Source organism: Ruegeria sp. BHSC276, assembly GCF_059612945.1.
The window spans coordinates 263,479-279,369 of sequence record NZ_JBXWRP010000001.1; the positions used below are offsets into that span (position 1 = coordinate 263,479).

At 63.0% G+C, this 15,891-nt stretch carries 11 protein-coding genes and 1 tRNA gene; 7 read left to right on the plus strand and 5 right to left on the minus strand.

The window, feature by feature from the left end:
• Window positions 1–10 precede the first annotated feature (10 nt).
• The 6 genes from AC2FMD_RS01335 to AC2FMD_RS01360 all read left to right on the plus strand — a co-directional run bounded on the left by AC2FMD_RS01335 (window position 11) and on the right by AC2FMD_RS01360 (window position 8,115).
• The gene (locus AC2FMD_RS01335) at window positions 11–2,005 is read left to right on the plus strand and encodes a CocE/NonD family hydrolase (RefSeq protein ID WP_496741097.1); all 1,995 of its coding nucleotides are present in this window, start codon (window positions 11–13) and stop codon (window positions 2,003–2,005) included.
• Window positions 2,006–2,131: 126 nt separating this feature from the next.
• Window positions 2,132–3,718 carry an ABC transporter substrate-binding protein gene (locus AC2FMD_RS01340; RefSeq protein WP_496794565.1) on the plus strand — a complete coding sequence of 529 codons (1,587 nt, stop codon included), beginning with the start codon at window positions 2,132–2,134 and terminating at the stop codon, window positions 3,716–3,718.
• 15 nt (window positions 3,719–3,733) lie between these two features.
• Window positions 3,734–4,690 (plus strand): ABC transporter permease, encoded by a 957-nt coding sequence (locus AC2FMD_RS01345; protein WP_496683567.1) that lies wholly within the window; start codon window positions 3,734–3,736, stop codon window positions 4,688–4,690.
• The gene (locus tag AC2FMD_RS01350; protein WP_170340710.1) at window positions 4,687–5,502 is read left to right on the plus strand and encodes an ABC transporter permease; all 816 of its coding nucleotides are present in this window, start codon (window positions 4,687–4,689) and stop codon (window positions 5,500–5,502) included. The genes AC2FMD_RS01345 and AC2FMD_RS01350 overlap by 4 nt, the downstream gene beginning before the upstream one ends.
• Window positions 5,499–7,136 (plus strand): ABC transporter ATP-binding protein, encoded by a 1,638-nt coding sequence (locus AC2FMD_RS01355; protein WP_496741101.1) that lies wholly within the window; start codon window positions 5,499–5,501, stop codon window positions 7,134–7,136. Before AC2FMD_RS01350 ends, AC2FMD_RS01355 begins: the two co-directional genes overlap by 4 nt.
• A 142-nt stretch (window positions 7,137–7,278) precedes the next feature.
• Entirely contained in the window at window positions 7,279–8,115 is an 837-nt protein-coding gene (locus tag AC2FMD_RS01360; RefSeq protein ID WP_496741103.1) for an alkaline phosphatase family protein, read from the plus strand.
• Window positions 8,116–8,121: 6 nt separating this feature from the next.
• Here the strand turns inward: AC2FMD_RS01360 and AC2FMD_RS01365 are convergent, their stop codons facing one another.
• The 4 genes from AC2FMD_RS01365 to AC2FMD_RS01380 all read right to left on the minus strand — a co-directional run bounded on the left by AC2FMD_RS01365 (window position 8,122) and on the right by AC2FMD_RS01380 (window position 13,126).
• Window positions 8,122–9,045 (minus strand): alpha/beta hydrolase, encoded by a 924-nt coding sequence (locus AC2FMD_RS01365; protein WP_496794566.1) that lies wholly within the window; start codon window positions 9,043–9,045, stop codon window positions 8,122–8,124.
• A gap of 12 nt (window positions 9,046–9,057) precedes the next feature.
• Entirely contained in the window at window positions 9,058–10,947 is a 1,890-nt protein-coding gene (locus AC2FMD_RS01370; RefSeq protein WP_496683579.1) for an acyl-CoA synthetase, read from the minus strand.
• 157 nt (window positions 10,948–11,104) lie between these two features.
• Window positions 11,105–12,925, minus strand: a complete 1,821-nt coding sequence (locus AC2FMD_RS01375; RefSeq protein ID WP_496741106.1) for an ABC transporter transmembrane domain-containing protein — start codon at window positions 12,923–12,925, stop codon at window positions 11,105–11,107.
• A 127-nt stretch (window positions 12,926–13,052) separates the two neighbouring features.
• Window positions 13,053–13,126 (minus strand) — tRNA-Gly (locus AC2FMD_RS01380).
• Between the two features lie 226 nt (window positions 13,127–13,352).
• Here AC2FMD_RS01380 and AC2FMD_RS01385 point away from each other — a divergent pair.
• A complete protein-coding gene (locus AC2FMD_RS01385; protein WP_496794567.1) occupies window positions 13,353–15,242 on the plus strand; it encodes a PhoX family protein in 1,890 nt (629 codons plus the stop codon).
• Between the two features lie 57 nt (window positions 15,243–15,299).
• Here the strand turns inward: AC2FMD_RS01385 and AC2FMD_RS01390 are convergent, their stop codons facing one another.
• Entirely contained in the window at window positions 15,300–15,866 is a 567-nt protein-coding gene (locus AC2FMD_RS01390; protein ID WP_496685795.1) for a tetratricopeptide repeat protein, read from the minus strand.
• Window positions 15,867–15,891: the final 25 nt, after the last annotated feature.

A 15,891-nucleotide genomic window follows, 5' to 3' on the forward strand; every position in this document is an offset into this window, starting at 1 on the left:
GACTGGACGCATGACGCAGGCGAAGAACTCACTAGCCGAGATCGAAGAGGTTCCGGACCAAGGCATCATTCTGTCGGACGGCTGCCGCCTGTCGGCTCGGATCTGGCGACCTGTCGATGCGGCGCAGCACCCGGTGCCCGCCATCCTGGAATATCTGCCTTATCGCAAGCGCGACGGCACGACGGCGCGCGATGCCCTGACCCATCCTTGGTTTGCCAAACGGGGTTACGCCTGCATCCGCGTCGACATGCGCGGCAATGGTGACAGCCAGGGACTGATGGAGGATGAATACACCCAGCAGGAACTGGATGACGCCGTCGAAGTGATCGAGTGGCTGGCCCAACAGCCCTGGTGCAGCGGCGCGGTCGGGATGATGGGGATCAGCTGGGGCGGCTTCAACGCGCTGCAGGTGGCGGCGCTGCAGCCCGCCCCGTTGAAGGCCATCATCACCTTATGTTCGACCGCCGACCGCTATGCCGATGACATCCACTACAAGGGCGGCTGCCTGCTGAACGAGAATCTGGGCTGGGGGGCCACCATGTGGTCGTATTCGTCCCGCCCGCCCGACCCAGCGCTGCGTGACGACTGGCGCGAGATGTGGCTGCAGCGGTTGAAGGCCGAACCGTTCCTGCCTGCGGTCTGGCTGCGGCACCAGACCCGTGATGCCTATTGGCGGCATGGGTCTGTCTGCGAAGACCCCGGCGCGATCCGGGCCGCGACTCTGGCGGTGGGCGGCTGGGGAGATGCCTACAAGAACACGGTGCCCTGGCTGGTCGAGAACCTGACCGCGCCCGTCAAAGGCATCGTCGGCCCCTGGGTGCATAAGTATCCGCATTTTGCCGTACCCGAACCACGCATCGGCTTCCTGCAAGAGGCGCTGCGCTGGTGGGACCGCTGGTTGAAGGGCGAAGAGACCGGCGTCGAACAGGACCCGGCCTATCGCGCCTATCTGATGGATGGCGTGCGCCCGGCGCGCTGGTATGCCGAGCGCCCAGGCCATTGGATCACCGAGGATGACGGCGCTACGTCCCACCTGCCGACTGTCACCCTGCCCCTTTCCGATTCAGGGCTGGGTGTGGACGGACCGCTGAATGCCCGCGTCCGCTCGCCCCATCACTGCGGGATGGATGGCGGCGAGTATTGCGCCATCTGGCTGGGTCCCGACATGCCCGGTGACCAGCGGGCAGATGACGCGCTGTCCGCCTGTTTCGACACCGCGCCACTGGCCGAAGACATGAATCTGGTCGGCGCGCCGCGCATCCGGTTGACACTTGCCGCCGACCGGCCACAGGCACAGATCGCCGTGCGCCTGAACCATGTGCACCCGGATGGCGCCTCGACCCGGATCACCTATGGCGTGCTGAACCTGGCCCACCGGGACAGCCATGCCGACCCGCGCCCGCTGAAACCCGGAGAGCCTTGCGACATCGCGCTGGATCTCGACCACATCGCCTATCGTGTGCCCAAGGGGCACCGCTTGCGCATCGCGATCTCGAGCGCGTACTGGCCGTTGATCTGGCCCACGCCCGAAACCGCCGAACTGCACCTGAGCGGCGGTAACCTGACCCTGCCACTTCGCCCCCGGGCGAATGGCGATGAATGCGTCTTTCCGCCGCCCGACGCTGAGACCGCATGGCAGGTCCGCCACCTGCGTCCCTCCAACCACGCCCGCCGCGTCGAAACGGACATGACCACCGGCCTGATCCACCTGGTCATCGAGGACGATTTCGGACTGGTCCAGGATGCCGACCACGGCCTGATCAGCGGCGGCACCGCGCACGAGAAATGGACCATCCACCCCGACGATCCCCTCTCCGCGCGCGGCGATTGCGCCTGGGTGCAGGAGCTGGAACGCGACGCGCTGCGCCTACGCACCGAGGCGCGCTGCGAGATGTGGGCGGACCTGACCCATTTTCACATGCGGGCGACGCTCGACGCGTTCGAGAATGATACGCCCATCTTTTCAAAATCACTGGAGGACAGCATCCCGCGCTATCAGATGTGATGGACCGGCCCCCGCGGCACCCGAGATTTGACCTTGCCCGGTGGCGTGAAATGCGCGAACGTTGACTCATGCGTCAATAAAAAGCCCCCAACGGGCGAAAAACTCAAGCAACTGGGAGTAACTTGAATGAACGAACAACTCACTCACATGGCCAGCCAGGTGACCGCCGGGAAACTAACCCGCCGCGAATTCATGGGCAAGGCAGCCGCACTGGGCGTGTCGGCGGCCATGGCCAGCACCATCTTTGCGGATGCCACCCGCGCCGCCGGCCCCAAGAAGGGCGGCGACCTCAAGCTGGGCCTGCAGGGCGGTGAATCCACAAACTCACTGGATCCGGCCACCTATGCCAGTTCGGTTCCGTTCCAGAACGGCAAGCAGTTCGGTGACCAACTGGTCGAAGTCGCCCCTGACGGCACGATCGAGCCGCGCCTTGCCGAAAGCGTTGAAGGCAGCGCCGATGCAAAGGTGTGGACGTTCAAGCTGCGTCAGGGGGTCGAGTTCCACAACGGCAAGACCATGACCAGCGAAGACGTGCTGAAAACGATGCAGCGCCACTCGAACGAAGATTCGAAGTCGGGCGCATTGGGCATCATGAAGGGCATCGAGTCGATGAAGGCCGATGGCGAGTATTTTCAGGTCACCCTGAACGAGCCGAACGCCGATCTTCCCTACCTGATGGCCGACTACCACCTGATCATCCAACCGGACGGCGGAATGGACAACCCGGGCGCCGGTATCGGCACCGGTCCGTACAAGCTGGAAGCGGACGAACCCGGTGTGCGCCACCTTTTCTCCAAATTCGAAAACCATTGGAACCCGGATTTCGGCAACTTTGACAGCGTCGAAGTGGTGGTCATCAACGATGCCACGGCCCGGACGGCTGCGCTGCAGTCAGGTCAGGTCCACGCGATCAACCGGGTTGAGCCCAAGGTTGCCGACCTCTTGGGTCGTGCGCCCAATCTGACCGTACATTCCACGGCAGGTCGCGGCCACTACGTGTTCATCATGCATTGTGACACGGCGCCGTTCGACAGCAACGAACTGCGGACTGCTCTGAAATACGCGATCGACCGCGAAGAGCTGGTCGAGAAGGTACTGCGCGGCTATGGCTCGGTCGGGAACGACATGCCGATCAACGCAGCATACCCACTGTTCGATGAGACGATCCCGCAGCGTGAGTTCAGCGTCGAAAAAGCAGCCGAACACTACAAGAAGTCCGGCCATGACGGGTCGCCCATCATTTTGCGTGTGGCCGACGGAGCCTTCCCTGGCGCCGTGGATGCCGCAGCCCTGTTCCAGCAGACCGCCCAGCAGGCCGGGATCCCGCTTGAGATCAAGCGCGAGCCGAATGATGGCTACTGGTCCGAAGTTTGGAACGTTCAGCCTTTCTGCGCGTCCTACTGGGGCGGCCGTCCAGTGCAGGACCAGATGTACGCAACTGCCTATCTGTCCACCGCCGACTGGAACGACACCCGGTTCAAGGTCAAAGAGTTCGACGACCTGCTGTTTGCCGCGCGTGCCGAGCTGGACCCGGCAAAGCGCAAGGCAATCTACAGCCAGATGGGTATGATGGTCCGTGACCAGGGCGGCCTGATCTGCCCGATGTTCAACGACTTTGTCGAAGGCATCAGCAACCAGCTGGATGGCTGGGAAACTGATCCGACCCAAGAGATGATGAACGGCAACATGTCCCGCAAGATGTGGTTCGTCTAACTCGGATCGACAGGTATGCATCCTATCATCAAACTGGTTTCCCAGCGCCTGGCGCTGGGATTCCTCTTGCTGTTTGGCGCTTCGGCCCTGATTTTCGGGTTGACCGAGGCCCTACCCGGAGACGCCGCGCAAGCCGTCCTGGGGCAGTCCGCGACCCCTGAATCCCTTGCCAACCTGCGTGAGGAGATGGGGCTGAACCGTCCCGCCTTGACCCGGTATTTCGAATGGCTTGGCGGAATTGTCCAAGGTGACATGGGCACGTCCCTGACCAACAAGCTGGACATCGCCGAGTCGGTCAGCAACCGATTGGGCAATACGTTGTTTCTTGCCTTCTGGGCGGCCATCGTCTCGGTGCCCCTTGCAATTTTCCTTGGCCTCGTCGCGGTCCGCTATCGCAACCGCTGGCCCGACAAGCTGATCTCGGCCGTCACCCTGACGACGATCTCGATCCCCGAGTTCCTGATCGGCTATGTCTTGGTCTATTTCGTGGCAGTCAAACTGGGCATGTTCTCGCCGCTGGCGATGATCAATGACAGCATGTCCTTTTGGCAGAAACTGAACTCGATCGCGCTGCCCGTCATCGTGCTGACCATGGTGGTTCTGGCACACATGATGCGCATGACCCGCGCCGCGATCCTGAACGTGATGCAGTCGGCCTATGTCGAAACGGCCGAACTGAAGGGCCTGAGCAACTTCAAGGTCATCTGGCGCCATGCCTTCCCGAACGCCATCGCCCCCATCGTGAACGTGGTGATGCTGAACCTGGCCTATCTGGTCGTGGGTGTGGTCGTCGTCGAGGTGGTGTTCGTCTATCCCGGCATGGGGCAGTACCTTGTTGACCATGTGACCAAGCGCGACGTGCCGGTGGTTCTGGCCTGCGGGGTCATCTTTGCCGCAATCTATATCGGGCTAAACATGGTTGCCGACATCGTCGCGATCCTGGCCAACCCAAGGCTGAGGCACCCGAAATGAAGAACATCCCAATCTCTGCAATGATCGGGCTGGCCTTCACCGCCCTGTATTTCATTATCGCCGTCTTTGCACCCTTCCTGGCGCCCTACGGCATGGCCGAGGTTGTGGGCGACGTATGGGAACCCTCGAGTTCGGAATTCTGGCTGGGCACCGACAATATCGGCCGCGACCTTCTCAGCCGCATGATCTATGGCGGGCGCACCACGATCTTCATCGCTACCGCTGCCACCATCCTCAGCTTCGTCACCGGTTCGATCCTGGGATTTCTGGCCGCCGTACTGGGGGGCTGGGCTGATCAGGTGATGTCGCGGACCGTGGACCTGATCATGTCGATCCCGTCGCTAATCACCGCGCTGGTGGTTCTGGCGATGGTGCCGGTCACCATCCCGGTTCTGATCGTGGTCATGGGCCTGTTGGACGCCACCCGCGTCTATCGCCTGGCCCGGGCCGTGGCTGTTGACATCGAGGTCATGGACTATGTCGAGGCCGCAAAGCTGCGCGGCGAAGGCCGCGGCTGGATCATCTTCCGCGAGATCCTGCCCAACGCGTTGTCACCGCTGGTGGCCGAACTGGGCCTGCGCTTCATCTTCATGGTGCTGTTCGTCTCGACCCTGTCGTTCCTGGGCCTGGGCGTTCAGCCCCCGCTGGCCGATTGGGGCGGCATCGTGAAAGAAAACAAGGACGGCATCGTCTATGGCATCGGCGCGGCGCTGTATCCGGCGGTGGCCATCGCCACGCTGGCCATCTCGGTCAATTTGGTGGCTGACTGGATCCTGAACCGCACCACATCGCTGAAAGGAGGCCGGGGATGAGCGATACCCTTCTCAAGGCCCGTGACCTCAAGATCGGCGCGACCGTCTATCCGCCGGGCGAAAAACCCCGCGACATCGAGATCGTGCACGGGGTCAGCTTTGACCTCGAGCGCGGCAAGGTGCTGGGGCTGATCGGAGAATCCGGTGCCGGGAAGTCGACCATCGGGCTGGCCTCGATGGCCTATGGCCGGGGCGGCGTGAAGATCACCGGCGGCGAGGTCTGGGTGAACGGGCGCGATATTCTCAAGACGTCGCTCTCGGATATCCGCAAACTACGCGGCGGCGAGGTGACCTATGTGTCGCAATCGGCGGCAGCGTCCTTCAACCCGGCCAAGAAGATCATGGATCAGGTGGTCGAAGCTGCGGTCGAGCAGAAGAAGTTCGGCCGCAAAGAGGCCGAAGCCCGCGCGCGTGAGCTGTTCGCCAAGCTGGGCCTTCCCGACCCGGACAACATCGGCAACCGCTATCCGCATCAGGTCTCGGGTGGGCAGTTGCAGCGTTGCATGACGGCGCTGGCGTTGTGCCCCGAGCCGGATCTGGTGGTGTTCGACGAACCCACGACCGCGCTCGACGTGACCACGCAGATCGACGTCCTGATGGCGATCAAAGAGGCCATCCGCGACACCGGCGTGGCCGCGCTGTACATCACCCACGATCTGGCGGTCGTGGCGCAGGTCAGCAATGACATCATGGTGCTGCGCATGGGCGACACGGTCGAATACGGCACCACCGACCAGATCATCAACAACCCGCAGGAAGAATACACCAAGGCGTTGGTCTCGGTCCGTTCGATCGAACACGAGGAAAAACAGCCCACGCCCGAACCCGTGCTGCAGGTCGATGGCATTACGGCCCGCTACAAGGGGCTGAACTTCGACGTGCTGCACAACGTCAATGTCGAGCTTCATCCGGGGCAGACGCTGGCGGTCGTGGGGGAATCGGGGTCTGGGAAATCCACCCTGGCCCGGGTGATCACCGGCCTGCTGCCCCCGCGCGACGGCGAGATCACCTTTGCCGGGCGCAAGCTCAGCCCCGATCTGGCCGGACGCTCGCGCGAGGACCTGCGCGAGTTGCAGATGATTTACCAGATGGCCGATGTTGCGATGAACCCGCGCCAGACGGTGGGTACCATTATCGGCCGGCCGCTCGAGTTCTACTTCAACATGCGCGGCGCCGAGAAGCACAAGCGCATCATCGAACTGTTGGACGAGATCGAACTGGGCGAAGGTTTCATCGATCGCTATCCGGCGGAGCTGTCAGGAGGTCAGAAGCAGCGTGTGTGCATTGCCCGCGCGCTGGCGGCCAAGCCCAAGATGATCATCTGTGACGAGGTCACATCGGCGCTGGATCCACTGGTGGCGGACGGCATCCTCAAGCTGTTGCTGGACCTGCAGAAGATCGAGGACGTCGCCTATCTGTTCATCACCCATGACCTGGCGACGGTGCGCGCCATCAGCGACAGCATTGCCGTGATGTATCAGGGGCGCGTGGTCCGCTATGGACCCAAATCGCAGGTGCTGAGCCCGCCATTCGACGACTATACCGATCTGCTGCTCAGCTCGGTCCCCGAGATGCATCTGGGCTGGCTGGAAGAGGTCGTGGCCCACCGCAAGATGGAGAGCGCCGGCAACTGAACCGCCCAAAACCGGAAATCCCGGCGTTTTGTCCCAAGACAGACGTCGGGATTTTTGCCATTCCGAGCGCGAATTGACAGATCGCTCTCGTTTCAGGCGATAGACTCGACCGGAAACAAACCCCGCGAACAAGGAGAGCGCGATGGACCGCAAACTGCTGCTGATCATTCTCGACGGGGTTCCCTGGCGCAATTTCCGCCGGCTTTTCGGCAATGTCGAAGGCTGGGTCGACAGCGGCGAGGCGCGGGTTTGGAAACACCGCTCTGTGCTGCCGTCGATCTCGGCCAGCTGCTATGCCTCGATCCACACCGGCGTTTCACCGCAGGAGCATGGCTGCACCGGAAACGGCAACGTGTTCCGGCTGGACCACAAGGACATCTTCAGCCAAGTGCGCGAGGCCGGCGGCGTGACCGGGGCCGTCACCCACAGCTTTTGGTCGGAGTTCTTCAACCGCCACCCTTTCGACTATGTGCGCGACATCGAATATGACGAGCCGGACAGCCCGACCATCAATCACGGCCGGTTCCACTCGATGACGGGCTATGGCAAAGCCAACCAGATGACGCCGTCCGATGTCGACCTGTTTGCGACCCTGACCAACCTGTGCCTGCGGTTCGGGCTGGATTACGGCATTCTCCATACCTGTACGCTCGACAGCATGGGCCACCGGTTCTACCACGACTGTGAAGAGATGGATCACGCCTGCTTTGTCATGGACGAAATGCTGGCCCCATTCATCCCACGCTGGCGGCAGTTGGGATACGAGGTGATCGTGACCGCCGATCACGGTCAGGACGAGCGCGGCCACCACGGCGGGCGCAGCCCCCTACAGCAGGAAACGGCGCTGTACTACTTCGGCGATGCCGAAGGCCCCGATGCGGAAACGGTCATTGACCAGTTGCAGTTGGCGCCCACGGTTCTGACCCGCATGGGCGCTCCGGTGGCCGAGACGATGAAGGCCAAGCCATTCCTGCGCTGAGCGCCGTCAGTCGTAGTTCCACAACCCCTGCCCCAACGCCTCGACCGCGATCGAGATCCGTTCGAAGCTGTCGGCGGCGCGGGTCACCGAATGGCGGGCGCGCAGGTAGCCATGCACGAGGCCGGCTTCGTTGATCCAATGCGCCTGCCCACCGGCGGCGGTGATTTTGGCGCAGTACGCGGCACCGTCATCGCGTAGCGGGTCACAGTCGGCGGTTACCACCACCGTCGGCGGCAGCCCGGAAAAGTCGGTATCGTGCAGTGGGGCGAATTTGGGGTCATGTTCCGGGACGGCGCCGCCACACCGGACTTTTTCATAGAACAGAACCTCGTCGCGCGTCAGCATCGGCGCGTGGGCGTGTTCGATATACGATCCCTGGTTCGGGTCGCCACCCAAACCGGGATAGATCAGAACCTGCCCCAGGATGTTCCCAATCCGCCCGCGCGCATGATGGGCGACGGCTGCGGCCAGGTTTCCGCCCGCGCTGTCCCCGGCCAGAACCAGCGGGTCGCCGAATTCGGATTGCACCCAGTTCGCCGCGGTCCAGCAATCCTCGAACTGCGCCGGATGAATATGTTCAGGACACAGCCGGTAGTCGACCGCCACCACCCGATAGCCGGTTTGGGCGCACAGTTCGGCGCAGACGTCATCGTGGCTGTCCAGCCCGCCCACGACGAACCCGCCGCCATGCATGTAGACGACGGTTCGGGTTGGATCGCCGCAGAAATAGACGCGCACCCCGACCCCATCGGCCGAGGTGTCACGCGTTTCGAGGCCCGGTGGACGCGGTTGCCGAAACGCGCGGCACATGTCGTCGTAGACGCGGCGCTGGTCCTCGACGGACCGCTCCACCGCGTCTTCGGGATAGCTTTCGGCGGTGCGCCGGATGAACGCCCAAGTCTCCTCGTCGATCAGACGTTCATAGTCCATTGCCCCTCCGGATCAGTCGGCCCACTCCCATGGCCGGGTGAAGTTGCCCAGCACCTGGTTCACATCGTCCTCGGATGCACCGTTCACGTCAAGCTGCGCGACAAGGCCCCGCTTTTTGTCGTCGATGACCGACACGACCCGCGCCGGAACGCCGGCGGTTTCCAACGCCTGATTGTAGACCCGCGTGATCGCCTGTTTGCGCAGTTCAGGCTTGAAGACCTTGCCCACCGCAGTCTTCGGCAGTTCGGGCAGGATGGTCATGTGCTTGGGATGCGCGGCGCGTTCATGCACGTGGATCTTGCAGTATTCCAGCAGTTCTTCCTCGGTCACGCTGGCGCCTTCGACCAGTTCGACAAAGGAACAGGGGACTTCGCCCGCATGAGCGTCGGGCTGACCGATGGCGCCGGCGAAGGCCACCGCGTCATGGCCCAGCAAGGCCTCTTCTATCTCGGCCGGGTCGATGTTGTGACCGCCGCGAATGATCAGATCCTTGGCGCGGCCGGTGATCCACAGATACCCGTCCGCATCGAACCGACCCAAGTCGCCGGTGCGCAGGTATTTGTCGAAGTAGTACAGATCGACGTTCTTGTCTTCCTCTGTATAGGTGTTCCCGGCATAGACGCCCGGGTTCGACACGCAGATCTCGCCCACTTCGTCCACCGCGCATTCCTTGGGTCCGTCGGGGCCGTCGCGCAGGATCTTGACGTCAGTGTACGGGAACGGGATCCCGATCGAGCCGATCTTCTTCTCGCCATCCACCGGGTTGCAGGACACCAGGCAGGTGGCCTCGGTCAGGCCATAGCCTTCGACGATGGTCACACCGGTCGCTTTCTCGAACCGGCGGAACAGCTCGACCGGCAGCGGGGCCGACCCCGAGAAGGCCGTCTTGACGGTCGAGATGTCTGCATCCACCGGGCGCTGCATCTTGGCCGAGATCGCCGTGGGCACGGTGATGATGAACGAAACCTTCCAGCGCTCGATCAATTTCCAGAAGTTGTCGAACACACCGTCGCCGCGATACCCGGCGGGGGTCGGGAACACCACATGGGCGCCCGACGACACCGCCGCCATCACGATCACATGGCAGGCAAAGACGTGGAACATCGGCAGCGGGCACATGATCACGTCCTCTTCCGAGAACAGCAGCGTGTGGCCCAGCCACCCATTGTAGATCATGCCGGAATATTTGTGCTGCGCGACCTTCGGCATTCCCGTGGTGCCGCCGGTGTGGAAATAGCAGGCGACCCGGTCCTCTTTGCTGTCCTCGAAGGTCAGCGTGGTGGGTTGCTTGGCCAGTTCCTTGTTGAAATCCAGGTAGTCGGCGTGGGCCAGATGCTCTTTGTCCTCCATCTTGGGCCGGACCAACGGCACAATCCACGATTTCGGCGGCGTCAGGTACCGGTTCAGATCGATCTCCAGCACGGTGTTGACACCCGGCGCGTGGCGCACGGCCTCGGCGACCTTCTGCGCCACATCCGTCTTTGGGAAAGGCTTCAGCGTGACCACGACCTTGGCCTTGGTCTCACGCAGGATCGACGCGATCTGCTCGGGCTCGAGCAGCGGGTTGATTGGGTTCACGATCCCGGCCACCGCGCCGCCCATCATAGTGATCAACGTCTCGTTGCAGTTAGGCAGCACATAGGCCACCACGTCGTTTTCCTTGACCCCCAAAGAACGGAACAGATTGGCTGCCTGGTTCGTCTTGGCCAGCAGTTTCGACCATGTCAGGGTTTCGGCCTTGTCCTTGGGGCCGGACAGGATCTGGAAACTGATCGCGTTGCGATCCGGGAACTTGGCGGCCGTCCGCGAGAGCAGCTGATGGAACGAGACGGGTACGTCGCGGGCCTCCCACGGCATTTCCTGCTCGATCCTGATTTTGTCTTCCTTGCCCACAAAGGCCATGTGGTTCCTCCCCATTTCTGCCCTGCGTTTTTCGCAGGCTGTCCATCGCTTTCAAGATGAAAGCAAACAGTGCCCTGCGCAAGCGAGGGCTTACCCTCGGGCAAGGGGAAAATGTAGAATGACGCTACGGCGGTTCGGGAATTGCCCGCGCGTCACTTCACTCGGCGGCCACGCCATCGGTGAACTGGAGGCGCGCCAGACGCGCATAGAGCCCACCTTGTGCCACCAGGTCGTCATGGGTGCCCTGCGCCACGATCCGGCCGTTCTCCATCACCACGATGCGATCGGCCTTTTTCACGGTGGCCAGACGGTGCGCCACGATCAGGGTAGTGCGCCCGGCGCGCATTTGGTCGACGGCGGCCTGAACTGCGCGCTCGCTCTCGGCATCCAGCGCCGATGTCGCCTCGTCCAGCAGCAGAACCGGAGCGTCGCGCAAAATCGCCCGCGCGATGGCGATGCGCTGTTTCTGCCCGCCCGACAGCATCACGCCGCGTTCGCCGACGAAACTGTCATAGCCTTCGGGCAGGGCCGAGATGAAGTCATGCGCAGCGGCGGCACGGGCGGCGGCCTCGACCTCGGCATCCGAGGCGTCCAGACGTCCAAAGCGGATGTTCTCGCGCGCCGAGGCCGCAAAGATCACTGGGTCCTGCGGCACCAAGGCCATGTACTGCCGGAAATCTGCCCGGCGCATGTCGCGCAAGTCGATCCCGTCCAGGCTGACCTGACCGGCCTCGGGGTCATAAAATCGCTGGATCAACTGGATCACGGTCGTCTTGCCCGCGCCCGAGGGGCCGACGAAAGCCACGGTCTCGCCCGGGCTCACCGTCAGCGACAGGTCGTCCAGAGCCAGAACGTCGGGACGGGCCGGATAGCGGAAGTTCACCTTGTCGAAAGAGATCTGCCCCTTGACCGGCTGCGGCAGCGCCTTGGGTTGCGCCGGGTCGTTGACCGTACCCTCGGCGTTCAGCAACTCGACCAGCCGTTCGGTTGCGCCTGCGGCGCGTTGCAGCTCGCTCCAGATTTCGGAAAGGGCAGCCACGGACCCGGCCATGATGATCGAATAGATCACGAACTGAATCAGAACGCCTTCGGTCATCACGCCGTTGCGCACATCGTTCGCGCCCATCCACAACACGCCGACGATCCCAGAGAACACAAGGAAGATCACGATCACCGTAAGAACCGCGCGCGTGTGGATGCGGCGCAGGGACGCCTGATAGGCGGTCTCGGTCAGGTCGGCGAATTGCTTGCGGCTGGCATCCTCGTGGGTAAAGGCCTGCACGGTCTGCACCGCGCCCAGCGCCTCGCCCGCGTTACCGGAACTGGCCGCGATCCAGTCCTGGTTCTCGCGGCTGATGGCCCGCAGGCGCCGACCGAGCACCAGGATCGGCACCACCACCGCCGGGATCAGCAACAGCACCAGCCCGGTCAGCTTGGCCGAGGTCAGCAGCATCAGAACCAGACCGCCGAAGAACAGCAGCATGTTGCGCAGCGCGATCGAGACCGACGAGCCCAGAACTGACTGGATCAGCGTCGTGTCGGTGGTGATCCGGCTGAGCACCTCGCCCGTCATGATGCGTTCATAGAAGGCCGGGCTCATCCCGATCACGCGGTCGAACACGGCCTTGCGGATGTCGGCCACGACCCGCTCGCCCAGCCGCGTAACCAGCGCATAGCGGACCCCTGTGCCCACGGCCAGCATCGCGGCAATACCCAGCGCCGCCAGAAAGTACCAATCCAGCAACTCGCCATCTTCGATACGGAAATTGTCGACCACCCGTCGCACCGCCAACGGCAGCGTCAGCGTCATGCTGGCGGTCAGAACCAGCGCCAGCGTCGCCCCGATCATCAACAGGCGGTAAGGCCGCAAGAACGGCCAGAGCGAGGCCAGAACGCCCAGTTTCCGCGATCCGGGGCGATCGTCATGCGAACCGTGTTCCTGTTTGGTTGCTTGGTTGGCGGGTTGTGGTCTTGCCATGCCTGGCCCTTGTTTCGCGATCAGCTGTTGATGGGGCTTCTTGGCGGCACAGGCCGGTCGGGTCAAGCTGTCCGTGGCACATCAGCCCTTGGCAAGGGCTATTTGACGCAAGCATCTCCGGGAAGACTGGAGCGGGTAGACGGAATCGAACCGACATAACCTGCTTGGAAGGCAGGGGCTTTACCATTAAGCTATACCCGCTTGGTGCTGGGCTGAGTAGTCCATGCCCGGGCGGTCGTCAAGCACCTAAATCGGTGGTTCGCGTGCTTTTCCGTGCGGTTTTGCCTGTGTTCGTGCCGCAGCCTCGGCCTCAATGTGCCGTCAGATTGCCGTATCGTCCGCTCGCCCTGCCCAGCCTTCAAGTGTTTGTCATACTCAGTGCCTAAATCCGTTTCACGAATCCATTCCGACAGCGAGGAACTACCCCATGAAAGACGTTGATCCCACCACCCTGTCCGCCGACGATTGGGACGAGCTGCATTTCCCCCGCCCCGCCGAGAACGATTTTGACCGTGTCGTGGACAGCGCGCTGTCGCGCCGGGGGTTTCTGAGCGGCGTTCTTGCCTTCGGCTCCGGGGCCGCCGCAATGGGCACCGGCCTGCTGGGGTCGACCTCGGCACAGGCCCAGGCCGCGTCACGGTTTGCCTTCACACCAATCCCGGCCCAGACCGACGGGACGGTGCATGTGCCCGAGGGCTACGATTGGAAGGTTCTGATCCGCTGGGGCGATCCGCTGTTCTCGGACGCCGACGGCTATGACGTCACCGATGGCGGCCCGGTCGAAAAATCTGATCGTATTTTCGGCGAGAATACCGACGGGATGGAGGCATTTTCGTATCGTGGTCGCCAACTGATCGCGGTGAACCACGAATACCCCAACCGCAAGATCAACTTGCCCGCCGCTCAGGACGGCAAACCCGCCAGCGCCGATGACGTGCGCAAGCTGCAGAACATCCAAGGCGTGACCGTGATGGAGATCGCCGAAGGCGCCGATGGCTGGACCGTCGTTAAGGACAGCCCGTTCAACCGCCGCATCCATCACAACACGCCCATGAAGATCGCAGGCCCCGCCGCCGGGCACGACCTGATGAAGACCGAGGCCGACCCGACCGGCACCCAGTCGCTGGGCACCCTGAACAACTGCGGCGCGGGCAAGACGCCTTGGGGCACCTATCTGACCTGCGAGGAAAACTTCAACGGCTATTTCGGCTCGAGCGACGAGACTGCCAGCTACGACCCCAAAGTCGCCGACGGCTACCAACGCTATGGCATCAAGGCCCAGAGCTGGAACGGCTACGAATTGTTCGATCCGCGCTTTGACACCTCGAAGAACCCCAACGAGCCGCACCGCGCCGGTTGGGTGGTCGAGATCGACCCGACCGACCCCGAAAGCACGCCGGTCAAGCGCACCGGTCTGGGGCGTTTCAAGCACGAAAACGCCGCTGTCGAGTTGGCCCGGGATGGCCGCGTGGTGGTCTATATGGGCGATGACGAACGCGGCGAATACCTGTACCGCTATGTCTCGAACGGCATATACACACCCGGCGGCGAAACCGAAGGGCTGCTGGATGACGGGACGCTCTATGTGGCCAGATTCAATGACGACAGTACCGGGCAATGGGTTCCGCTGACGCCCGAGACCACCGGAATGGAGCAGGCCGAGATCCTGATCTTCAGCCGCATGGCGGCCTCGAAGGCGGGCGGCACCACCATGGATCGGCCCGAATGGGTGGCCACCAGCCCGGTCGCGTTCGAGGCCTATTGCTGCCTGACCAACAACAAGAACCGCGGCGTCAAGCCGAATGCGGGTGGCGACGACACCTCGGTCAACGGTCCCAATCCGCGCGAAGCCAACAAATACGGCCAGATCGTCCGCTGGCGCCCCGCGGATGACGACCACGCCGCCGATGGCTTTGACTGGGATCTGTACGTCATGGCGGGCAACCCGACGGTGCATTCCGATGCCTATGCCGGGTCCGAAAACATCAACGAGGGCAACCTGTTCAACTCGCCCGATGGCATGATGATCGACAGCACCGGGATGGTCTGGATCCAGACCGACGGCAATGACGACAACGAAGGCGACTTTGCCGGGCACGGCAACAACCAGATGCTGGTCGGCGATCCGGTCACCGGCGAGATCGCGCGGTTCATGACCGGCCCGAACGGCTGCGAGGTCACCGGCCTGACCTGGTCGGCGGATCGGCGCACGATGTTTGTGGGCATCCAGCATCCCGGCAAGAACTGGCCCGACGGAGGCACGCCGCGTTCTGCGATCATCGCGATCAAGCGCACTGACAACGAGGTTCTGGGCTGATCCGGCCTCAGGTTCAACGCCACCTCCGGCCTGTGCCGGAGGTGGCCATCATTGGGTTCAAAGATCCTGCCCCAGAGGGGCCAGCGGCCCGCCCTTGGCGGCCAGGTGACGTTCGGGCAACCACGGGTTCAGGGCCAGCGCCCGAGCCAGTTCCTCGCGCGCTTCGTCGATTCGGTGCAGGCCCATCAAGGTCAGCGCGCGCCCGCTGATCGCCGCGATGTGGTTGGGCGACAACGCCAGTGCGCGGTCCAGATCAGTCAGGGCCGCCTCGAAATCCTGACGCAGAAAATTGACGAAGGCGCGCTGGTTGTACCCTTCGGCATAGTTTGGACAATAGGCGATGAGCCGGTCGAAATCCTGCAATGCGCCTAGCAGGTCCCAGGCACTGCGGAGCGACATGCCGCTATCCAGAACCGCCTGCGCGGCCTCGTCTGGCGCGTCGGCCCACAACTCCCACATCTGGTTCGAGATCTCGCGGGCGGCCATCTCGGTCTCGGCCTGCCGGATCTGGTCGATCAGTTCGCCCAGCCGGGCGTCGTGGTCGGGCGCGGGAGGACATGTTTCGGCGAGCGCCGGGATCCCGACGCCCGTGCTCAGCACTGCGGAAAGGACAAGGTTTCTCATATACCAATGGTGGCGCACCACCAGA

Coding starts and splice junctions, on each gene's coding strand:
- AC2FMD_RS01350 (WP_170340710.1), top strand. CDS start 4,687: ATGAAGAACATCCCAATCTCTGCAATGATCGGGCTGGCCTTCACCGCC.
- AC2FMD_RS01365 (WP_496794566.1), bottom strand. CDS start 9,045: ATGGACTATGAACGTCTGATCGACGAGGAGACTTGGGCGTTCATCCGG.
- AC2FMD_RS01345 (WP_496683567.1), top strand. CDS start 3,734: ATGCATCCTATCATCAAACTGGTTTCCCAGCGCCTGGCGCTGGGATTC.
- AC2FMD_RS01385 (WP_496794567.1), top strand. CDS start 13,353: ATGAAAGACGTTGATCCCACCACCCTGTCCGCCGACGATTGGGACGAG.
- AC2FMD_RS01335 (WP_496741097.1), top strand. CDS start 11: ATGACGCAGGCGAAGAACTCACTAGCCGAGATCGAAGAGGTTCCGGAC.
- AC2FMD_RS01375 (WP_496741106.1), bottom strand. CDS start 12,925: ATGGCAAGACCACAACCCGCCAACCAAGCAACCAAACAGGAACACGGT.
- AC2FMD_RS01360 (WP_496741103.1), top strand. CDS start 7,279: ATGGACCGCAAACTGCTGCTGATCATTCTCGACGGGGTTCCCTGGCGC.
- AC2FMD_RS01355 (WP_496741101.1), top strand. CDS start 5,499: ATGAGCGATACCCTTCTCAAGGCCCGTGACCTCAAGATCGGCGCGACC.
- AC2FMD_RS01370 (WP_496683579.1), bottom strand. CDS start 10,947: ATGGCCTTTGTGGGCAAGGAAGACAAAATCAGGATCGAGCAGGAAATG.
- AC2FMD_RS01390 (WP_496685795.1), bottom strand. CDS start 15,866: ATGAGAAACCTTGTCCTTTCCGCAGTGCTGAGCACGGGCGTCGGGATC.
- AC2FMD_RS01340 (WP_496794565.1), top strand. CDS start 2,132: ATGAACGAACAACTCACTCACATGGCCAGCCAGGTGACCGCCGGGAAA.